The organism is Methanoregula sp. (assembly GCF_049690535.1).
Classification (GTDB): domain Archaea; phylum Halobacteriota; class Methanomicrobia; order Methanomicrobiales; family Methanospirillaceae; genus Methanoregula.
In genome coordinates this window covers 14225-32694 of the sequence record NZ_JBAVMX010000120.1, presented here as the reverse complement: position 1 = coordinate 32694, position 18470 = coordinate 14225, and the positions used below count along the sequence as shown (strand labels likewise).

General features: G+C 56.2%; 22 protein-coding genes. 3 read left to right on the top strand and 19 right to left on the bottom strand.

Features of this window, described 5'->3' with window-relative positions; all coding sequences use genetic code 11:
* From WCE46_RS09700 to WCE46_RS09680, 5 genes are all read right to left on the bottom strand, one after another.
* A partial coding sequence (locus tag WCE46_RS09700) for a nitroreductase family protein (protein WP_424733509.1) occupies positions 1–497 on the bottom strand: 497 nt, incomplete at its 3' end.
* Between the two features lie 54 nt (positions 498–551).
* Complete coding sequence (locus tag WCE46_RS09695) at positions 552–1136, bottom strand: flavodoxin family protein (protein WP_424733508.1); 585 nt, start codon at positions 1134–1136, stop codon at positions 552–554.
* A 78-nt stretch (positions 1137–1214) separates the two neighbouring features.
* Positions 1215–2000, bottom strand: coding sequence for a carboxymuconolactone decarboxylase family protein (locus WCE46_RS09690; RefSeq protein ID WP_424733507.1), 786 nt, complete (start codon positions 1998–2000; stop codon positions 1215–1217).
* 53 nt (positions 2001–2053) lie between these two features.
* A complete protein-coding gene (locus tag WCE46_RS09685; protein ID WP_424733506.1) occupies positions 2054–2872 on the bottom strand; it encodes a nitroreductase family protein in 819 nt (272 codons plus the stop codon).
* A gap of 4 nt (positions 2873–2876) precedes the next feature.
* Complete coding sequence (locus WCE46_RS09680) at positions 2877–3473, bottom strand: flavin reductase family protein (RefSeq protein ID WP_424733505.1); 597 nt, start codon at positions 3471–3473, stop codon at positions 2877–2879.
* Positions 3474–3649: 176 nt separating this feature from the next.
* Between WCE46_RS09680 and WCE46_RS09675 the strand changes: the two genes are divergently transcribed.
* Positions 3650–4051, top strand: a complete 402-nt coding sequence (locus WCE46_RS09675; protein WP_424733504.1) for a winged helix-turn-helix transcriptional regulator — start codon at positions 3650–3652, stop codon at positions 4049–4051.
* A gap of 87 nt (positions 4052–4138) precedes the next feature.
* On the top strand, positions 4139–4867 hold the full coding sequence (locus tag WCE46_RS09670; RefSeq protein ID WP_424733503.1) for a DNA alkylation repair protein: 729 nt from the start codon (positions 4139–4141) through the stop codon (positions 4865–4867).
* 9 nt (positions 4868–4876) lie between these two features.
* Here WCE46_RS09670 and aqpZ read toward each other — a convergent pair whose 3' ends face one another.
* From aqpZ to WCE46_RS09610, 12 genes are all read right to left on the bottom strand, one after another.
* Complete coding sequence (gene aqpZ / locus WCE46_RS09665; RefSeq protein WP_424733502.1) at positions 4877–5575, bottom strand: aquaporin Z; 699 nt, start codon at positions 5573–5575, stop codon at positions 4877–4879.
* Positions 5576–5698: 123 nt separating this feature from the next.
* A complete protein-coding gene (locus WCE46_RS09660) occupies positions 5699–6055 on the bottom strand; it encodes a hypothetical protein (protein WP_424733501.1) in 357 nt (118 codons plus the stop codon).
* A 59-nt stretch (positions 6056–6114) separates the two neighbouring features.
* Complete coding sequence (locus tag WCE46_RS09655; RefSeq protein WP_424733500.1) at positions 6115–6795, bottom strand: 4Fe-4S dicluster domain-containing protein; 681 nt, start codon at positions 6793–6795, stop codon at positions 6115–6117.
* A gap of 38 nt (positions 6796–6833) precedes the next feature.
* Positions 6834–7427 carry a pyridoxal 5'-phosphate synthase glutaminase subunit PdxT gene (pdxT, locus tag WCE46_RS09650; protein WP_424733499.1) on the bottom strand — a complete coding sequence of 198 codons (594 nt, stop codon included), beginning with the start codon at positions 7425–7427 and terminating at the stop codon, positions 6834–6836.
* On the bottom strand, positions 7417–8313 hold the full coding sequence (gene pdxS, locus WCE46_RS09645; RefSeq protein WP_424733498.1) for a pyridoxal 5'-phosphate synthase lyase subunit PdxS: 897 nt from the start codon (positions 8311–8313) through the stop codon (positions 7417–7419). The genes pdxT and pdxS overlap by 11 nt, the downstream gene beginning before the upstream one ends.
* On the bottom strand, positions 8310–9266 hold the full coding sequence (gene cbiB / locus WCE46_RS09640; RefSeq protein ID WP_424733497.1) for an adenosylcobinamide-phosphate synthase CbiB: 957 nt from the start codon (positions 9264–9266) through the stop codon (positions 8310–8312). Before cbiB ends, pdxS begins: the two co-directional genes overlap by 4 nt.
* Positions 9248–9823: a hypothetical protein gene (locus tag WCE46_RS09635; protein ID WP_424733496.1), complete on the bottom strand. Its 576-nt coding sequence runs from the start codon at positions 9821–9823 to the stop codon at positions 9248–9250. Before WCE46_RS09635 ends, cbiB begins: the two co-directional genes overlap by 19 nt.
* Before the next feature lie 11 nt (positions 9824–9834).
* Positions 9835–10014 (bottom strand): methytransferase partner Trm112, encoded by a 180-nt coding sequence (locus tag WCE46_RS09630; RefSeq protein ID WP_424733495.1) that lies wholly within the window; start codon positions 10012–10014, stop codon positions 9835–9837.
* Entirely contained in the window at positions 10011–11024 is a 1014-nt protein-coding gene (locus WCE46_RS09625; protein ID WP_424733494.1) for an adenylosuccinate synthetase, read from the bottom strand. Before WCE46_RS09625 ends, WCE46_RS09630 begins: the two co-directional genes overlap by 4 nt.
* 152 nt (positions 11025–11176) lie before the next feature.
* On the bottom strand, positions 11177–12334 hold the full coding sequence (locus tag WCE46_RS09620) for an aminotransferase class I/II-fold pyridoxal phosphate-dependent enzyme (protein ID WP_424733493.1): 1158 nt from the start codon (positions 12332–12334) through the stop codon (positions 11177–11179).
* Positions 12335–12345: 11 nt separating this feature from the next.
* Positions 12346–12837 (bottom strand): Lrp/AsnC family transcriptional regulator, encoded by a 492-nt coding sequence (locus WCE46_RS09615; RefSeq protein ID WP_424733492.1) that lies wholly within the window; start codon positions 12835–12837, stop codon positions 12346–12348.
* 6 nt (positions 12838–12843) lie between these two features.
* Entirely contained in the window at positions 12844–14136 is a 1293-nt protein-coding gene (locus tag WCE46_RS09610) for an ORC1-type DNA replication protein (protein ID WP_424733491.1), read from the bottom strand.
* 691 nt (positions 14137–14827) lie between these two features.
* Here WCE46_RS09610 and WCE46_RS09605 point away from each other — a divergent pair.
* A complete protein-coding gene (locus tag WCE46_RS09605) occupies positions 14828–15331 on the top strand; it encodes a MogA/MoaB family molybdenum cofactor biosynthesis protein (protein ID WP_424733490.1) in 504 nt (167 codons plus the stop codon).
* Between the two features lie 296 nt (positions 15332–15627).
* Here WCE46_RS09605 and cgi121 read toward each other — a convergent pair whose 3' ends face one another.
* Both cgi121 and WCE46_RS09595 read right to left on the bottom strand, forming a co-directional pair.
* Positions 15628–16149, bottom strand: coding sequence for a KEOPS complex subunit Cgi121 (gene cgi121 / locus WCE46_RS09600; RefSeq protein WP_424733488.1), 522 nt, complete (start codon positions 16147–16149; stop codon positions 15628–15630).
* Positions 16150–16152: 3 nt separating this feature from the next.
* A complete protein-coding gene (locus WCE46_RS09595) occupies positions 16153–18318 on the bottom strand; it encodes an ATP-dependent DNA helicase (protein WP_424733487.1) in 2166 nt (721 codons plus the stop codon).
* Positions 18319–18470: the final 152 nt, after the last annotated feature.

Here is an 18470-nt window from a genome sequence, read left to right as displayed (position 1 = left end):
ACAATCGTGCCGACCGGACTGTAGCCTTCCGGGATCCGGAACCCTGCCGTGAGCTTCCTGTTCTCATAGGCCACTTCCGTTGACCCGATCCAGCAGCTCCCGATACCGAGCGCATGAGCGGCAAGCATCATGTTCTCAGCACAGAGCGACGAGTCAATCTCCCGGAACCGGCTCGCTGTTTTCCCGACGATCATAATAACCGTCGGCGCATGGTAATAGATCGAATATCCGGGGCTCTCAAGCATCGCCCGGAACGCATCGGACATCCCGTCATGCGCATCCTTCATGTGCGCAATCATGATGGGTTTACAATAATCCGAGACCCGGGTGAGGAATTCCTGGTCCTGTATCACGATAAATGCCCACGGCTGGAGGGCGAGGGCAGACGGGGCATAGGTTCCTGCTTTGAGGATTTCTGCAAGAGCCGCATCCGGTATCTGTCGTTTCTTGTATTTCCTGACACTGCGGCGTGTCATGATTGCGTCAAGGGCTTCCATAACGGGGTGTCTCCATTATCACGCTACTCAAGGGATATCTTCCTGAATGGTTCATCAGGATTCCTGCGCCTTTTTCATCGTTTTGATGAGCCAGGCCATGTTCTTCGCGGCATCCCGAGCACGGCCGATGCCTTCCTCGTCGTTGTTCACGTCCCCGATCTCCCTCCCGACGCCGAGGACCGGGAATCCCGGGACAACCATTCCACCGGCGAGCAGGAAGTGGAGCATGGTGTCGATCGTACGGCTGCCCCCGGACCGCCGTTCAGCCGCAACAGCCATACCCACCCTGCGGCGGTACAGGCCCCCGTTTGCCATGGACACGAACCCCGCCCGGTCGATCAATCCCTTCATCTCCGCGGTCACGTCCAGGAAGTATACCGGCGAACCGAGGATGATACCGTCCGCCCCGACCATTTTATCGATGCAGCTGTTGACGATATCGTCATCGAAAACACAATGCCCGTCCTTGTTCTCGAAACACTTCATGCAGGCAGTACAGCCCCGGACCTTCTTTTTGCCGATCTGCACAAGTTCGGTCTCAATCCCTTCGTTCTCCAGTTCCTCAAACATATGCCCAATCAGGATGGAGGTGTTTCCATCCTTTCTTGGGCTTCCGTTGAATGCAACAACTTTTGTCATATTCGATCACTTCGTTTTCCATTTTTTACCTGGTGCGCGGGAGTTTCCCGGGGAGACGACCGCGGGTCTTTCCCCCGCTCACCGTTTTTCGTCTTTTAAGGCCTCTGCAACCTCGCGGGTCGCGACGATGCCATTCAATGCTGCCGGAAACCCGGCATAAATGGAGATCAGCAGCATGATTTCGACGATCTCGTTCTCGGAAAGGCCGGCCCGGAGCCCGCCGCCGATATGGAACCGGAGCTGCGAGGGGGCGGTACCTTTTGCGGCGAGCGCGGCGATGGTAGCAACCTGCCGGATCCGGATTGGCAGGATGCCCCGGGCATAGATATCCCCATAACCGAACTCGATGACGTACCGGGTAATATCCGGGTTTATCGGATCGAACGTCTCTTTGAGCACACGTTCCTGATCGGGTGCAATCCGCGAGAGCCAGTCCTTCCCGCGCTCGTACCGGCCCTCGGAACCGGCGTGGACGGATACCTTTGAAAGGGCCAGCCCGGTCTCTTTTAAGACCTCCATGAGCGTGCCCATCGCGTTTAAGGTCGCCGGGAATCCCGCGTAACCGCACATCTGGATGATGATCTCCCGGATCTCTTCTGGAGTACAGCCGACGTGGAGTGCTGCATGGATGTGAACCTTCAGCTGGGGAGCGGCCGTACCCATGGCGGTCAGGGCGGCGACGACCGCCTGTTCCTTTGTTTTGTTGTCAAGGATCTCCCGGGCATAGATCTCCCCGAACGAATATTCGATGAGGTAACGGGCAAGGTCCGGGCAGACGTTGTTTACTGTCTCTTCGACCCTGACACCGGCCTCGCCGTCAATCTCACGCAGTTTTTTCCTTCCGACACTTGCATAATCCGTCATACCTTCTCCTGATTATCCGTGGTATTAATCGTTTCCGCGCCCGGTGTCATTTCCTACCGCCACGTCACCTGCAACGGCTTCCGGCGCGGAATACCATACGTCTTGTACTGCGGGTGGCCGAACATCAGGCTGTAGGCGTACCTGCGTCCCGCCGGGAGGGCCAGCGCTTCCTGCAGGGGCTCATAGGCGGCGGCAGCCATCGAGAGGAATCCTGCCCAGCAGGTTCCGATGCCGAATGCCGGCGCAGCGATATCGAAATGAGTCAGTGCGATCAGGGCGTCCACCGATGCCACCGGGTTGCTCTCCGGGATATGGGCGATCACGAGATGGGGTGCCCCGCGGCAGACCGGGTCATTTCCGGCCTCCCATGCGGCAAGCAGCGTCGGGATATACCCGCTCATCGGGTGGCTGCTGTTTTGTAAGGTCTTCATCCAGTCGATGCACAACCCCGCGAGCCGGTGAACTTCGATAGGATCGTGTACGATAAGCCACTCGACCGGCTGTCCGTTGCCTCCTGATGCAGCGTACCGGGCGATGTCGAGAACCTGCAGGATGTCCTCCCTTGAGACCGGCTCCTTACTGAAATGCCGGACCGACCTGCGTTTCTTCAGGTAAACACCGAGATCGCCGGCCGACAGGGAACCGGCCGCAGCCGGGACCTGCGCTTTCTCATCGGGGAGATAGTTCAGGAGAAGCGCCTGCGACGGGCAGGAGACCTCGCAGTGCCCGCACCGGATGCACAGCCCGGCTTTTACATCCTGCACCTTCGGCAGGGTGTTCTCATCTGCCGGGTCGACAATCGACATCGGACAGACCACAGAACAGATCCCGCACCGGGTGCAAAGATCCTGATCGACAAGAATAGTTACCATACGGTTACCGTCCCTTTTGTTTTTGTGTGCTTTTTTGCGATGGATACACCAGGTTCTTTCCGGCACTCCATGCATCCCCGGCATAGTTCCCGAGCATCCAGTACCGGTTGTCGGGCATGGTCAGGAAGAGCGGGTCGATTGCCGTAAAGTCGGGTTTCCCCTCCTTGATCACATTCCCGTCGGCATATGCCCCCATAATCTCGCCCACAAACAGCGTGTGCGTAGGGAGGGGGACAGCCTTTTCCAGCCGGCACTCGAGAGTGACCGGGCACTCCCGGATCATCGGTGCGGTCCCAAGTGTGCCGTAAAACACTTCAAACACCCCGGACTTGTCCGTCTTCTCGCCCGAGACGATTCCGCAGTAATCGGTTTTTTCGAGAAGTGCTGACGAAGGAATGTTCACGGAGAACGTCTTGGTCTCTGCAATACCCTTTGCCGTGAAATGGTGACTCCCGATCCCGCAGGCAATCATTGGGGGATTGCCATTTGCCCGGGTAATCCAGCCCACTGCCATGAAATTCGCCCGTCCCTCCACCTGCATCCCGACAAGGACAACCGGCATCGGGATGAAAAAATTCTGTCCTATCTGTGTCTTTTCCATACCTGATCACCTTACTGACCGCGAGTGTGCGGAAAATCCCGACAGAACACCGTGTGCAGTCATGATAGTGAAAACTTTTCTGCAGGGGTCGGTCAGAACCATTAAGATAAAATGTGCCTTAGCAGATTAAATAGGAAATACCATTATTCTGGTAACAGACTTTCACTGGAGTAACCATGACCTATACAAAAAACGGCAAGTCCTACCATTGCACTGTCGAGGCAACACTGGATGTGATCGGCGGCAAGTGGAAACCACTCATCCTCTGGCACCTGGGCGACACTGTGATGCGATTTGGCCAGCTGCAGAAAGCACTGCCAGGGGTCAATGCCAAGATGCTCACCAAGCAGCTCCGCGAGCTCGAGGAGGACGGCGTGATCCAAAGAACAGTCTACCCCGAGGTGCCGCCCCGGGTGGAATACGCGATAACAGAGTTTGGCAGGACCCTGATCCCGATCCTGCAGGCACTTTGCGCATGGGGGGCGCTGTACCTCGATGTCGAAAATGGAAACACGAGCGGCTCCGCCAGCCAGTGTCCGGCAGCAAAAAGCAAAAAAGGGACCGGGGTGACTGGCTGAGGAGGAGATTTCCGGGCAGCGATTGTGGGTCCCGCCGGCCTTACCGCTGACGCACCCCTTATCCCCCTTCCCCCCCAACGCTGATTCATGGACCCGGTGATCGTACACATCCGGCAGGACCTCAAAGCGCAGGCGGATCCGCAGATCCAAAAAACGACCCGGCGGTTTTTCAAGGATGAAATCCTGTGCTACGGCCTGAAAACTGCGACCGTCATGGCGATTGCAAAAAAGTACTGGAAAGAGGTCAAAGACCGTGACAAACAGGAGATCTTCGCGCTCTGCGAAGAGCTCTACCGCTCGGGGTACATCGAGGAATCATTTGTTGTCTCGAACTGGGCCCGTGCCCTCTCAGACCGGTACGAGCGGAAGGATCTTGCGGTGTTCCGGCGTTGGATCGATACCTACATCACCAACTGGGCCTCGTGTGACGGATTCTGCAACCACACGATAGGGGAATTTATTGAACAATACCCGGAATATACGGCCGAGCTGAAACGGTGGGCGCAGTCACGGAACCGCTGGATGCGCCGGGCTGCCGCAGTTTCCCTGATTGTCCCGGCTAAGCACGGGAGGTTCCTCTCCGAGGCAATGGAAATTGCCGACCTGCTCCTGACCGATACCGACGATATGGTGCAGAAAGGCTACGGCTGGCTCTTGAAAGAGGCGAGCCGGCAGCACGAGGCCGAGGTGTTTGCGTACGTCGTGCGGAACAGGAACGTGATGCCCCGGACAGCACTTCGGTATGCAATAGAACTGATGCCAAAAGATCTGAAGGCAGAAGCGATGAAAAAAGAGCCTGCGGGAATAAAAAAGTAAATGCCCGGGTTATGCCGGTGCTGTTTTCTCTTCGAAGAGATATTTCCAGACAACCGCCGCCACCAGCGCCCCGATGATCGGCGCAAGGATGAACACCCAGAGCTGGGCAAGTGCGGTCCCTCCGGCGACGAGCGCGGGGCCGAGGCTCCGTGCCGGGTTCACAGAGGTACCGGTTATCGGGATACCGACCATGTGGATCATGGCAAGCGACAGACCTATGGCGATCCCTGCAAAGCCTGCGGGAGCTTTCTTACTCGTTGCACCAAATACCACCATCAGGAAGATGAAGGTCAGGACAACCTCAGCGATAAAGCCCGATGCAAGGGGAAATCCCCCGGGGGATGCGACCCCGTACCCGTTCTGGCCAAGGCCGTTTGTGGCAAGATCATAGCCCGGCAACCCGGTCATGATAGAGAGAAGGATGAGCGAGGCAATGACTGCACCGATGCACTGCGCAACGATATACATCGCAGCATCCTTTGACCCGATCTTCCCGTTTGCGAGCATCGCAATCGTTATTGCCGGGTTGATATGACAACCGGAGATCTGCCCGATTGCATAGACCATGACAAGGACGGAGATGCCAAAGGCGAGGGCGATCCCGAGAAAGCCGATCTCTTTTCCTGCAACAACAGCGCTCCCGGTCCCGATAAAGACAAGGACAAAAGTCCCGATGAGTTCTGCAAGATATTTTTTCCATTCACACATGTGAAAACCACCCATTTCCGGCATTTCCTCCGGTGAAAGGGTTGTCGGCGGCAGGATTTATACAGGTATCGGCATATTCTGCCCGAAAACAGACGCAGCGCTGCCGGCAGGCTCAGATCCGATTCAGGAATGTGCGGACTGGTCTTTCTTTGCGACCCGTTTTTGCGGTTTCCTTTTCGGGGGGTCGCTACTCTGCCCGGCTGCCCGCACATTGTTCAACGGCACCGTCACGCTCCGTGCCCCTTCATCCTCATATACCATCACGCGGCCCAGGAGCGCATTCAGTCTGCATACCGTGATGAGATTTCCCGTCATGATATGGGCGACCGGTTGGGACCCTGGTGCCGGTTCTTCACCGGGACGCGGCTCCCAGGTAAGGACAAAATCATCGCGGTTTTCGAGCGCACGGGAGAGCATGACGGCCAGTTCCCGCTGCAATACTGCCGGTATTGTTCCGTGGGGCTGATCCCTTTTTGCCATATACACGAACATACCGTGTCCGGGATGATAAGGATACTACAAAAATCCGGAATGCTGGTTTACAACGGGCAGACCCGGATGCACATGCCGCACCGCAAGCCGCCAAGTGTTGTGAACATGAAATCCCGGCATGCCTGGGGCCGGAAGGTCCCGTCGGCCGAGATCGCACCGACCGGGCAGACCTTCACGCACTTCTGGCACGCGGCACATTCGGGTCTGACAAACGATTCTTCCTTGGGATGATCCGTATCCAGTGGCGCATCGGTCAGGATCGCGGTCATCCGGATCCGGGGGCCGGTCTCGCTGGTGATGAGCAGCTGGTTGAGGCCGTACGTACCAAGGCCGGCAAGCCATGCAGCATACTTGAGAGAAATATCCGCCCTGAGGGTTTCCCTGTCGGCGTACCACATCCCAAATTCGCTGCCTTCCGTGGGAACGAGGGCGGCCAGATATCCCTGCTTTTCCAGGTCCCGGGCAATGCGGAACGCGATCACCCGCAGCGTCGCGGTTCCTGCCATCAGGGTGTTGGTATATTCCGGCCTGCCTTTAGGCAGGGGCTGGACGCATCCCTTCGGGATCACGACTCCGACCACGATCACGGACCGGATCCCGGGCATGAACTCCTGCGGCCGGTTCCCGGTGTAACCGGGATTCAGGAACCCCGCTGCATCCGCGACGCCCACAAAATCAGCACCAAGCCGGCGGGCCTGCTCTTTAATTTCTGCGGTATCCTGTCTCATAAACATGAACTCGGGCGGAAAAATAATGAAATAGTCGGTCAGATCCCCAGATTCTGCAAAAACCGCTCATGAAGCCGGAGATCCCCGCCAAGTTCCGGGTGGAAGGCAAGCGCCAGGTACCTGCCCTTCTCGGCCGCAACGATGCCCTGATCCAGTGTCGCAAGTACATGAACGCCCGACCCGGCAGCAGTCACAACTGGTGCCCGGATAAAGATCGCATGGAAGGGGCCGCCGTCAGGAAGCCCCGCAACCGGGATATCAGCCTCAAACGACTCCCTCTGCCGGCCGAACGCGTTCCGGTCAACGGTCATGTCCATGAGGCCGAGAGTGTGCACCCGGGGATCGGCGACATCGGTCGCCATCAGCACCATGCCGGCACAGGTCGCAAAGATCCCACCCGGGAAGGTGCGGATCGGTTCGTAGAGCCCGTTCTTATCGATCAGCCGCGAGATGGTCGTGGACTCACCTCCCGGGATCGCAAGCGCTGCGCAGCCGGCGAGATCTGCAGGACGCCTGACCTCGACAACGGACGATGCCTTCCCACAGCCCCGTGACCGGAGCGCTGCAGAAAAGGCATCGATATGCTCGCTCACGTCACCCTGTAACGCGAGCACCCCGATCTTAACGTCCACGGGTCTGCAGCACCTCATCGGCCCTGAGAGTGTGGACATCGAGGCCCGGCATCGCGTCGCCAAGGCCAGTACTGACCTTCGCAATTACCTTTGCATCGTTGAAGTGGTTGACCGCTTCGACGATCGCCTTTGCCATCTTCTCCGGTTCCGAGGACTTGAAGATCCCGGAACCGACAAAGACTCCGTCAGCCCCGAGCTGCATCATCAGCGCAGCATCCGAGGGGGTGGCAATACCGCCGGCCGAGAAGTTCACGACCGGGAGCCGGCCGCGGGTCGCGCACTCGATGACAAGCTCGGCCGGAGCCTCGATGGTCCGGGCATAGCTGATGCGCTCCTGCTCGTCCATGCCCTGCACCTTGCGGATATCGCCCATGATCGCCCGCATGTGGCGGACTGCCTCGACGACGTTTCCTGTTCCTGCCTCGCCTTTGGTGCGGATCATTGCTGCACCTTCATTGACCCGGCGCAATGCCTCGCCAAGGTTCCGCGCACCGCAGACAAACGGGACCTTGAACTGCTTCTTGTCAATATGGAATTCCTCGTCTGCTGGGGTGAGTACTTCGCTCTCATCAATCATATCGACGCCAAGAACTTCAAGCACCTGTGCCTCGACAAAGTGGCCGATCCTGACCTTTCCCATAACCGGGATCGAGACCGCATCGATGATCTCCTGGACTTTCTCAGGGTCTGCCATCCGGGCGACGCCGCCCTGTTTCCTTATGTCGGATGGCACCCGTTCCAGCGACATGACTGCGACGGCACCGGCTGCCTCGGCAATCTTTGCCTGCTCGGCATTGACGACATCCATGATCACGCCCCCCTTCTGCATGGATGCAAAGCCGCGTTTGAGGAGCTCCGTGCCAAATCTCAGTTCTTCTAATTTCATATACCAGTACTATGGATCAACCATGCCAATAAAATAAGTGTAGCTGCAGTTATTGCCGCAAACGAAAGAGTGACCGCCCTGACTGCACTGACAATCGCAGAGCCGCCTTCTTCAAGCGATCGCTCCCCGTTCCCGATCGTATAGACTCCCGGCTTGTCAAAACAAACGCCGCAGCCCCCGGCCATCGCCGCCATAACGATGCCGCCGTTGAATCCCGGGCGTTTCTTCCCATCCCGGCGCATCACCCGCCACGCACGGGTCGCAGTACCCTTCGTGAGGAACCAGGCCAGCAAAAAAAACGTGGTGACCCGGGCGGGGATATAGTTGAGGACATCGTCCATCCGGGCGGAGCACCAGCCAAGCCGGGCCCGTTCGTCCCGGTACCCGAGCATCGCATCCATCGTGTTTGCGGCACGAAAAACCGCAGTCCCCGCAAGCCCGAGACCAAACAGGGAGAGCAGCGCGAAGTAAAAAAGGGGCGAGATGATGCTGTCGGTGAGATTCTCGGTCATGGACTCGTAGGCTGCCGACCGGATGTGATCCGCATCGAGCTCTGCCGTCTCCCGGGAAACCATCAGTTTCACCCGTTCGCGGCCCTTATCCACACCGTTCTCGAGTGCGGCTACCACGCCCAGCGCATGCTCCTCAAGCGAGCGCCACGCAAAGCAGCACTTGAGAAGGAACGGTGCGCCGACAAGAAATATTAGCCACGGGGCATACCTCCCGAACAGGAAGAACGGGAACGTAAAAAGAACGGCTGTAAGAATCCAGAAAAAGACACCGGCTGCACGCTGGACGCGGGAGGAATAGTGAGAGGGCTGACCCCACCAGCCGATAAACCGGCCCAGAAGTGCGACCGGGTGGAATGCCGAGTGAGGATCGCCAATAAGCCGATCGACAGCAAGCGCAAGAAGGATGACAGCGCCGGCAAGTATCAGGTCTGTCGGTACCATACGAACAGTGCACCGACAATAAGAACGATGAATGCCGCGATGTTGAGGAATTCAATCTTGGTATAGTACCAGGTGCTGTACAGGATAAGACCCAGAGCCATCGCCACCATCAGGAGGTGAGGCCGGCCGTGGGCTTCGGGCTGGACGGGAGGATCTTTTTCCAGTGCCTGTTCTCCCCGGCTGGGCTTCACAATGACCTCGACACGGAGGGTAGCCTTCATTGCGCCGTAGCCGGCGATGATGTCGATGTCAAAAAAGCCTGGAGCACACTCCTTTCGTAACGAAATGCCGAGCACCACTTCATCGATCACATACATGTTCTCGTGGAAAAAATCCGTAAACATGCCGGCATTGGATGTCGTTGCCGTGATATGGATGGGGGCGCCACGGTTCACAAACCTGACCTTCAGGAGACTCCCACACACAACATGTGCATTCTGCGAAGGGACTTCGATCGTGTTGATGCCCGACCGGTTAAGATAGATCTCTGTCATCATCTCCTCTGCCGGAGGGATATCCGTAACCGCCAGAAGTTCAAAAGGCAGCGGGAGATGCATGGCGTCACCGGTTATCGTACGGTCGGGGGAAGAAGATTTGGGATCCCCTCGTGGATTGGGTAGTCTGCGTTGCAGGCAGCGCAGCGCAGGTTACCTTCAAGGATCTCCTTTTCATTCTCTGCATCAACCCGGAGCACGAGATCGCCCTTGCAGACGGGGCAGCAGAGAATGTCCATGAGCGAACGCTTCATGCGTATTCTTTCCTGATATCGATGATCTGGGTGAGTTCCGGCCCGGTGGAGATGAGCGTGATGGGGGAGCCGATATCATCCTCGGCAGTTTTTAAGAAGTCCTTTGCCTTTTTGGTGAGCTTGCTGTACTCGGTGAGCCCGAAGCAGGTCTTGTCCACCCGGTCGATCCCGGTGATCGCTGCCTGCGTGCAGCCGTTGATCATCGCAGAATACCCGGCCATCTGGCCGTCCCAGCCGCCGATCCGGCGCTTCCGGTGGGTAACCGTACCGAACTCCTGGATGCCCATCGCGTCCGACTTCTCCGAGGTCATCTCAGTAGAGAACGGGCCTTCGCCCACCCGGGTCGGGTAGGCCTTGAAGACGACGATCACATCGTCAATTTTTGTCGGTCCGACACCGTTGTCCGCAGCGATCTGGGAGGCGGACGTGTCTTTGCTCGTGACAAACGGATAGGTCCCGTAATAGAGCGAGATCCCAAAACCCTGGGTACCTTCCAGAAGAACGGTCTGGCCACTTTTTATGGCAGTGTTGAGAGCGAGGGGAACATCCAGCAGGTACTCGGCAAGTTCCGGCACATCCTTTGCCTGCGGGGATATCCGCATCACCCGGTCGGAATTTGCCGGCCCGCAGCCGGAACCGGTGCTGCCGATCTTCTTTGAGAGGTACGCGCTGCCCTTGTCACGGGCGATATGATCCTCGGTGATAATACCGCAGCGTTTGTCGACAAAGATCCGGCCTTTGACTCCCAGCGTCTCGACCTCGTGCTTAAGAACTCTCGGATCGACGAGAACACCGCTGCCGATGCAGAGTTTGGCCTTTTTATAGACAAAACCGGATGGGACCATGCGGACACCATATTCATGGTCGCCGACCTGAACCGTGTGCCCGGCATTCGGGCCTACGCCACCACGGGAGATGATGACAGGTTCATCCGCATGTGCGATGTGGGCAACGATCTTGCCCTTTCCCTCATCTCCAAAAAATCCACCTACGATAATAGTACAGCTCATTGGAGTATCATGTAGTGTGGGGCGGGTAGGGCAATAAAGTCTGCCCTGAACCACGTAAAAAAACCGGAATCCGTACCAGTGAACGGGTGGAACATCCCCGGATCGCACAAACCGGGAACTGCCGGGCAGGAACTCCCGGCCTTCTTCCAAAGCTACAGACCGTTAACGAAGGTTTCCATCCGGCCAAGGGATTCAGCGAGCTCTTTTCTTGAGACCGCGTAGGCGCAACGGAGATGGTAGTCCCCGCCACTGCCAAAGACGCTGCCCGGTACCACGGCTACCCGCTGTTCCTTGAGAAGCCGTTCTGCAAACTCCACATCGGAAAGCCCGGTCCCTTTCACCGAGGGGAAGGCATAGAATGCACCCTCTGGAACATGACAGGAGAGACTGATCTTGTTGAGACCGGAAACAAACATGTTACGCCTGAGCCGGTACTCGTTGACCATGCTTGCCTTCTCATCCTCCGCAGAGCGGAGCGCTTCGAGCGCCCCGACCTGTCCCATCACCGGGGCGCAGAGCATGACGTACTGGTGGATCTTGAGCGCGGCATCACAGATCTCCTGTGGCGCACAGAGAAAACCCACCCTCCACCCGGTCATCGCGTACGCCTTGGAGAATCCGTTAAGGGTGATGGTCCTCTGCCAGAGATCCTTCACCGTTGCCGCAGCAGTGTGGGAGGATTCATACGTGAGCTCCGAATAGACCTCGTCGCTGATGAGCAGGAGATCCCGGTCAGTGACGATATCCGCGATGGGTTCGAGATCCTCCTTTTTCATAATGGCGCCTGTCGGGTTGTTGGGGAAGTTGATGATCAGGGCCTTTGACTTATCCGTGATCTTTTCCTGGAGTTTGTCCGGGTTGAGCCGGAAATGGTCCTTTTCAGAACACTCAACGGGAACTGGTATCCCGCCCGCAAGCCTGACGCAGGGTGCATAGGAGACGTAACTGGGCTCGGCGATCAGGACTTCGTCACCGGGGTTGACGACGGCGCGGATCGCGATATCAAGCGCCTCGGAAACGCCGGTGGTGATGATCATCTCATCATTCGCCGAGTACTTGAGCTGGTACCGGCTCGCGAGGTGGGCAGAAAGTGCATCGCGGAGGGTCTGAAGTCCCCGGTTCGAGGTATAGGAGGTCACGCCCTGTTCGATGGCGTATATGCCGGACTCGCAGATGTTCCACGGGGTCCTGAAATCAGGCTCGCCGACACCAAGGGAGATCACGTCATCCATGGTGAGAACCAGATCGAAAAATTTCCGGATTCCGGATGGCGGTATCTCCCGGGCACGTTCAGAGACAAATGTTCTCAATCATCTCACCTTTAGAAAGAGTAGGGAAGGCGTTCGGTCTCCTGCTGCTCAAAGAGTGTATTGCCATTCTCCTTGTAGGACTTCATGACGATATGCGTCGCCGTCTCGCGAATCCGGTCCATCGGGGCGACATGCTCCGAGACAAACCGGGAAACCTCCTGCATATTCTTCCCGCTCACCATCACTTGGAGATCGTATGTACCGGTGATCAGGCGGAGGGTCCGCACCTGTTTGAACCGGGAGAGACGCTCGGCAATCCTGTCGTACCCGAAGTCCCGTTCCGGGCTCACTTTCAGCTCGATGATGGCCGACACCTCGCTATTGCCCGCCTTCTCCCAGTTGATGACCGTTGTGTACTTGCGGATTATCTGAGTCTCCTCAAGGGCATGAATCCGTGCTTCCACTTCGGCCGGGATAAGGTTGGTCATCGATCCGATTTCCTGCGCAGACAGCCGGCTGTTCTCCTCAAGAATCCGGAGGAGTTCAAGATCCTTGTCATCCATCACATTTCACCTGAACCACGTTTTTAACCATTTGGTTTCCATCTGATTTATATCGAGATCTTTTATCCCGTTCAGCCGTGGGTCCTTGAGCACGACTTCGCGGATCTTGACGGTATTTGCATCGAACCACATCTCCTTCGTGCGCCCGTACCGGCCCCGGCTCACGACACGGGTATTGATCACGCCCAGCATGTTGAGCTCTGAGATGAGATCCGTGATCCGGCGGTGGGTGAGGATATCGAGCTGGATGTGCGGCGCGATATCCTGGTAGATGCGCGAGACCTCCCCACTCGTGAAGGTGTTCTGGCCCAGCTGTTCGAGCGTCAGCATGGAAAAGAGGATCAGCTTGCTCTGGGTGGGGAGCGTCGCAATACACTCGATCATACTGTCGGTCTCGATCTTCGCCTGCGCCTGTTTTACGTGCTCCTCAGTTACCTGCTTTGACTCATCCCGGTCAGCAAGTTCCCCCGAGATCCGGAGGAGATCCAGGGCCCGGCGGGCGTCCCCGTGTTCCTGTGCTGCAAGCGCTGAGCAGAGCGGGATCACCCCTTCCGCAATCGCACCATCAATAAATGCGCCGGCAGCGCGCTGGGTCAGGATATCAACCAGCTGCGGGGCGTTATATGGTGGAAAGACGATCTCCTCTTCCGAAAGCGAGGAGAGAACCCGGGGGTCTAGGAAGTCCTTGAAGCTGAGATCGTTCGAAATCCCGATGATACTCACCTTGGAGTTCTTGAGATCGGAGTTGATCCGGGTCAGGTTGTACAGGGTGTCGTCACCGCTCTTCTTGACCAGCTTGTCGATTTCGTCGAGCACGATCACCAGCACACCGCCACCGGTGTCAAGCTGGTTTTTGAGCTCTGAGTACACCTGGTCCGTGGGCCACCCGGTCATCGGGATGTGGAGGCGGGTCTTGTCGCTTGATGCTTCTTCAAAACCATCGATACACTTGGCGATCTGGGCAAGCACCCGGTACTGAGTATCAATCACTTCGCAATTGAGGTGGACAATACGGCAGGTGGTACCCATCGTGCTACTGGCCTTTTCGAGTTCCGAACCGACGTACCGTACACTTGCGGTCTTCCCGGTTCCCGTTTTCCCGTAAATAAGAATGTTGGATGGGGTTTCATTTCGGAGGGAGGGGGCAAGAATCGAGGCAACGGTATCGATCTGAGGCTGCCGGTGGGGGAGGATCTGCGGCCGGTAGGAGTGCCGAAGCACTTCCCGGTCACGGAATATCCGGTTATTGGAAAGGTATTTTATAAATAGTCCTGTTGATGGATCTTCGGGTTCTGGCATGGTGACACGTGGAGCTGAGTCTTAGCCGGACAAGATTAAAAAAGCACGTGGTTTGTTTCCTTTATAAACCCCATCGCTTCCTGTGGAAATTTCATGTAAAACGCTGTGATTGTTGTTTAATCCCTTTAAACAAAAATTTAAAAAATTCTATTTTTGTTTTTTATGAACTGCATGGAAAGAACGTGTTTGTAAGAATAATCTGGTTCCCTCCCGCAAATGGAGATGCACAGGGACACCCCTTGATTTCGTATGGAACCCCGAGAGAGATACTGATATATTTTTAGATTTTAAAAGAGAATAGTCATTCTAAATTCACCTTTTGATCTATTTAAGATATTCGAAATGTGTTTGTAGAAGTTTCTCGAAACAAAAGTTGGTATACAAAACTGTAATTTTATGAATACAAACTGTATCCAAAAGTAATCCTTTAAAGGCACAATTTGACTTATACTACAATCAATAGCACCAGCCAATCAGATGAAAGAACCGCAACCAATGAGGTGTCTGCCTTCATCGAGCTGACCTTGTTCCCCGGCTTACTTTGATCACGGGGTCAGGTTAAATGCAAATCCGGTGACTGTAAAGAATTACATCTCCAGTGGAAGTAAAGGGGGAGCTCCATTCTCATAAAATGAGGTTAAGAGAGGGCAGGAAATTATGGATCTTATGCATCTATTAACGAGCAATAACCATGATCTTTATCGCTATGAAGCAGGAACACGTTCAACCCATCCCAATAACCGGTGCGATAATCACGGTCTCCACAACAAGAACCAAAGAAACGGACACCAGCGGTAAGACTATTCAGGAAATCCTGACTGAAGCAAAGATCTCCGTTGGGTATTACTCAGTAGTTCCAGACCAGATCGAAGCCATCCGGCTCGAGCTGTACCAGGCTCTTAAAACCTGCAACTGCATCATCATCGATGGTGGTACCGGTCTGACACATGATGACTGTACGATTGAGGCGATCGCCCCCCTCCTTGAAAAGAAGATCGATGGCTTTGGGGAGCTCTTCCGGATGAAAAGTTATGAAGAGATCGGGACCTCCGCCATGCTCTCCCGGGCAATTGCTGGCACGATTCGTGGCAGGGTGGTCTTCTGTATTCCAGGGTCCACCCCAGCGGTGACACATGCCACAAAAACACTCATCGTTCCGGAAATCCCACACATCCTTTCCCATGCAAACAAATAACTCATTTTTTTTGGATTTCAGTTCCGAAAAAGAAAAGACTCCCAGATAAACTGCCTGCTTCAAGGTCTAAATATTGTGAATACCTGTAAAGGCGAATCTCCTTTTTTAGTACGTGCAGATCAGTTCCTGTCATGAATACGATCATTTAACAAGGGGGGTACTTATCACAGATCGCATAGGGTGGCGATCGATGGAGGCATCGGGCAGCATTTGACAGGAGTTCCTGGTGAGAGAGGGGTTGTAAATTTTGAGTCCTGTTGCAGGATCCTGGCAGGTCACCGTTGGGGACGCGTCTATTATTTACTGACTTCCAGCAGCGCCACCCGTTCCAGTACCAGATCCCGGATGCGATTCTGACCCGTTGCTTCAATCTCTTCTGGTGTTATATCGAAGAGGGCTGCAAGCCGAGCGGCTTTCTGCGGGGATATGTTCTCGTCAGGATCACTATTAAACTGCATGTGGAGGGTAAGGTCTTTCCAGATGCCCGCCGGTGCCGGGCAGCAGCAGACGAACAGGTAGTTTCTGCCTTCGTGGAGACCAAATGAGACGGCCGCGCTACACTGCCGGGTCCCCGCGGCGTAGAGCAGCGCCTCCATCTCAAATGAGTTGGAGATCATACTACCCTGTCCGAATGACCGGTGCGCATGCCGGAGTGCGGCCTCTGCGTGCGCCCGGCCAGCCAGTTTTTCCGCATCAAAACAGACGATGTTTGCGGCATAATGTCTGGCAATTTTCCGCAGCATCTCAAGAACAGCTGCCCGATCCTGGATCGTCATCTCGGCATACCGTATCTCGCAGGACAAAGGTAAAGGGTCCATGGCTCACCCGAAACGGAACAGCGTGGACTGGCCGGCAGGTCTCTCCCCGGTCACGCTTGTTGTATCCGTACTCCTGTTCTTTGGCTCTAACTGTTCAAAAATCTGATCCGTTATACCCTGCCCGAGGATCCGTGCGATCTCCTCACGTGGATGTTTTTTGATCTCTTCCGGTGATGTCATTCCATTATTGAAGAGACGCCGTGCACGGACGCGGCCGATGCCCCGGAGCCGGATAAGCGGGAGCAGCTCGCGCCGGGTCCCATTCTTCATGCAAATCTCGCATTCGTTAATCTGCGGGTAGAATTTCGGGGCAAACAATCTTGCCAGCTGGGATGTCGCGTGCAGCAGCCAGTTGATACTTTCGACCATCCCGTAAATGTCGCCCGGTCCGACCGCATACCGCTCGCAGATCTTCTCTTCCGGGAGTTCATCGGTCCAGTCCGAGAGAAGCATCGCGGTTTTTACTGCGCGGTAATACCCTTCGGCCTCATCCTCGTCTTTTGGCAACGGGAGCCAGAGTTCACCTGCCTTGTCTTCTATCATGCGGGAGAGCGCGTCAAGATCGGAATTCCTGGCATAGAGTTTGGGCATGTCGGGCGTACTGCAGATGAGCTGGACAAGGCCGAGATCCGCGTATGCATCTTTCTCCCGCAGGGTCGTAACGATCTGCGAAGCACTTCTCGGATCTATGTACATCCGCGAGACAAGGGTGCCGAGTTCGGTGGCTCCTAGGTGCTCCCCGACCTCAAGGACCATCTCTGCGGAAATCAAAAACTCAAGCGCGGCATCCACTGCCCGGTGCATGAGCCGGCCCTGCCTGTGCTCGTGGACGTAAAACGAGCGGTTCATGAACTCGGAGAGCTCGTCGCGAGTCTTCGCAAAACCCGAGGCCACAAGGGAAAGGACGTGCGTGTAGAGTGCCGTCGGCTCGGCGATCCGTGAATGGAGATCGTCAGCTGGTGCATCGATATAACATTCGAAAAGTTCCGGTACCTGCTCAGCCTCTTTTGCAATCAATACGGCCTCGCCGTACGGGTCGAGGCGGGGCCGGCCGGCCCTCCCTGCCATCTGCCGGTACTCGCTGACCGGGATCGGCTGCATCCCCTCGCCGGCTGAAAACCGGAGATAGTCGCGGATGACAACCCGCCGTGCCGGAAGGTTAAGGCCCGCAGCAAGGGTCGGCGTGGAGGAGATACACTTGATCCAGCCTTTGCGGAAAGCCTCTTCCACGATGGAACGTTCGTTCCGGCTTAAGCCCGCATGGTGGAATGCCGCACCTTTTGCCACGCATGCGGCAAGGGTCTTTACCATCTCGGTCTGGGCAGCGGCGAGAAGCCGGTCTGCGCATCCGGCAAGCGCCGGGTCCTCGCTTTTTATCGCTGCCGCCGCCCGCTTTGCAAATGCCTCGGCGTTCCGGCGCGACGAGACAAAGACAAGGCACTGTCCTCCCTCGGCAATGGTGTCGAGGCAGAGATTGAGATCATCATAGTTCTTTGAAACCTGCCTGATCTCCCGGGTTCCCTCCTCGAACTGGATCCGGTTGTTGAAAAAGACGCCCTGACGCAGATCCACCGGCCGCCACGAGCTCGTGACCAGTTCCGCGTCCAGCCAGCCGGCAAGCATCTTCGGGTTGCCAATGGTTGCCGAGAGGCCGATAATCTGCATGCCGGGATTCCGGTACCGCATCTTTGCGATCACCATCTCGAGCGTCGGGCCCCGGTCCGGGGAATCGATCAGGTGAACCTCATCCACTACGATGAGCGTGATCTCAGGAATCCAGCGTGCGCCGTTCCTCAGGAGCGAATCCACCTTCTCGCTCGTTGCGACAATGATATCGTTTTTACCAAGGGCATCGTCGCGCCGGTCAAGATCCCCGGTGGAAATGCCGACCCTCACACCCTTGTTGCCAAACTCCTCGTATTTTTCCGAGGCAAGGGCTTTGAGCGGGACGATATAGAGACACTTCCCACCTCTGGCGATATGGCAGTGCATCGCCATCTCCGCGATCAGCGTCTTTCCGCTTGCCGTCGGGATTGCAACAAGGAGATTTTTACCCTTAAGGAGCCCTTTCTCGACACAGGTGGCCTGCGGCGGGTAGAGTTCAAGGATGCCAAGCCCGAGGTACTGTTGTCTGAGGGGTTCGGGTATGGCAAGATCCTGTATCTTCATGGAGATTCCCATCGGTGTCGCGTTTTGTGAAACTGCCTGTTATCCTTTATTGTCGGATGAATTGATTTTTGCGGATTATACCTGGTAGGCGGTGTTTCCCCGCAGGATCCCGTGCCGGATCGCATATGGGTTTCCGGACCGGCTGTCAGGTT

Coding starts and splice junctions, on each gene's coding strand:
- WCE46_RS09695 (WP_424733508.1), bottom strand. CDS start 1,136: ATGACAAAAGTTGTTGCATTCAACGGAAGCCCAAGAAAGGATGGAAAC.
- WCE46_RS09690 (WP_424733507.1), bottom strand. CDS start 2,000: ATGACGGATTATGCAAGTGTCGGAAGGAAAAAACTGCGTGAGATTGAC.
- WCE46_RS09685 (WP_424733506.1), bottom strand. CDS start 2,872: ATGGTAACTATTCTTGTCGATCAGGATCTTTGCACCCGGTGCGGGATC.
- WCE46_RS09680 (WP_424733505.1), bottom strand. CDS start 3,473: ATGGAAAAGACACAGATAGGACAGAATTTTTTCATCCCGATGCCGGTT.
- WCE46_RS09675 (WP_424733504.1), top strand. CDS start 3,650: ATGACCTATACAAAAAACGGCAAGTCCTACCATTGCACTGTCGAGGCA.
- WCE46_RS09670 (WP_424733503.1), top strand. CDS start 4,139: ATGGACCCGGTGATCGTACACATCCGGCAGGACCTCAAAGCGCAGGCG.
- aqpZ (WP_424733502.1), bottom strand. CDS start 5,575: ATGTGTGAATGGAAAAAATATCTTGCAGAACTCATCGGGACTTTTGTC.
- WCE46_RS09660 (WP_424733501.1), bottom strand. CDS start 6,055: ATGGCAAAAAGGGATCAGCCCCACGGAACAATACCGGCAGTATTGCAG.
- WCE46_RS09655 (WP_424733500.1), bottom strand. CDS start 6,795: ATGAGACAGGATACCGCAGAAATTAAAGAGCAGGCCCGCCGGCTTGGT.
- pdxS (WP_424733498.1), bottom strand. CDS start 8,313: ATGAAATTAGAAGAACTGAGATTTGGCACGGAGCTCCTCAAACGCGGC.
- cbiB (WP_424733497.1), bottom strand. CDS start 9,266: ATGGTACCGACAGACCTGATACTTGCCGGCGCTGTCATCCTTCTTGCG.
- WCE46_RS09635 (WP_424733496.1), bottom strand. CDS start 9,823: ATGCATCTCCCGCTGCCTTTTGAACTTCTGGCGGTTACGGATATCCCT.
- WCE46_RS09630 (WP_424733495.1), bottom strand. CDS start 10,014: ATGAAGCGTTCGCTCATGGACATTCTCTGCTGCCCCGTCTGCAAGGGC.
- WCE46_RS09625 (WP_424733494.1), bottom strand. CDS start 11,024: ATGAGCTGTACTATTATCGTAGGTGGATTTTTTGGAGATGAGGGAAAG.
- WCE46_RS09615 (WP_424733492.1), bottom strand. CDS start 12,837: ATGGATGACAAGGATCTTGAACTCCTCCGGATTCTTGAGGAGAACAGC.
- WCE46_RS09610 (WP_424733491.1), bottom strand. CDS start 14,136: ATGCCAGAACCCGAAGATCCATCAACAGGACTATTTATAAAATACCTT.
- WCE46_RS09605 (WP_424733490.1), top strand. CDS start 14,828: ATGATCTTTATCGCTATGAAGCAGGAACACGTTCAACCCATCCCAATA.
- cgi121 (WP_424733488.1), bottom strand. CDS start 16,149: ATGGACCCTTTACCTTTGTCCTGCGAGATACGGTATGCCGAGATGACG.
- WCE46_RS09595 (WP_424733487.1), bottom strand. CDS start 18,318: ATGAAGATACAGGATCTTGCCATACCCGAACCCCTCAGACAACAGTAC.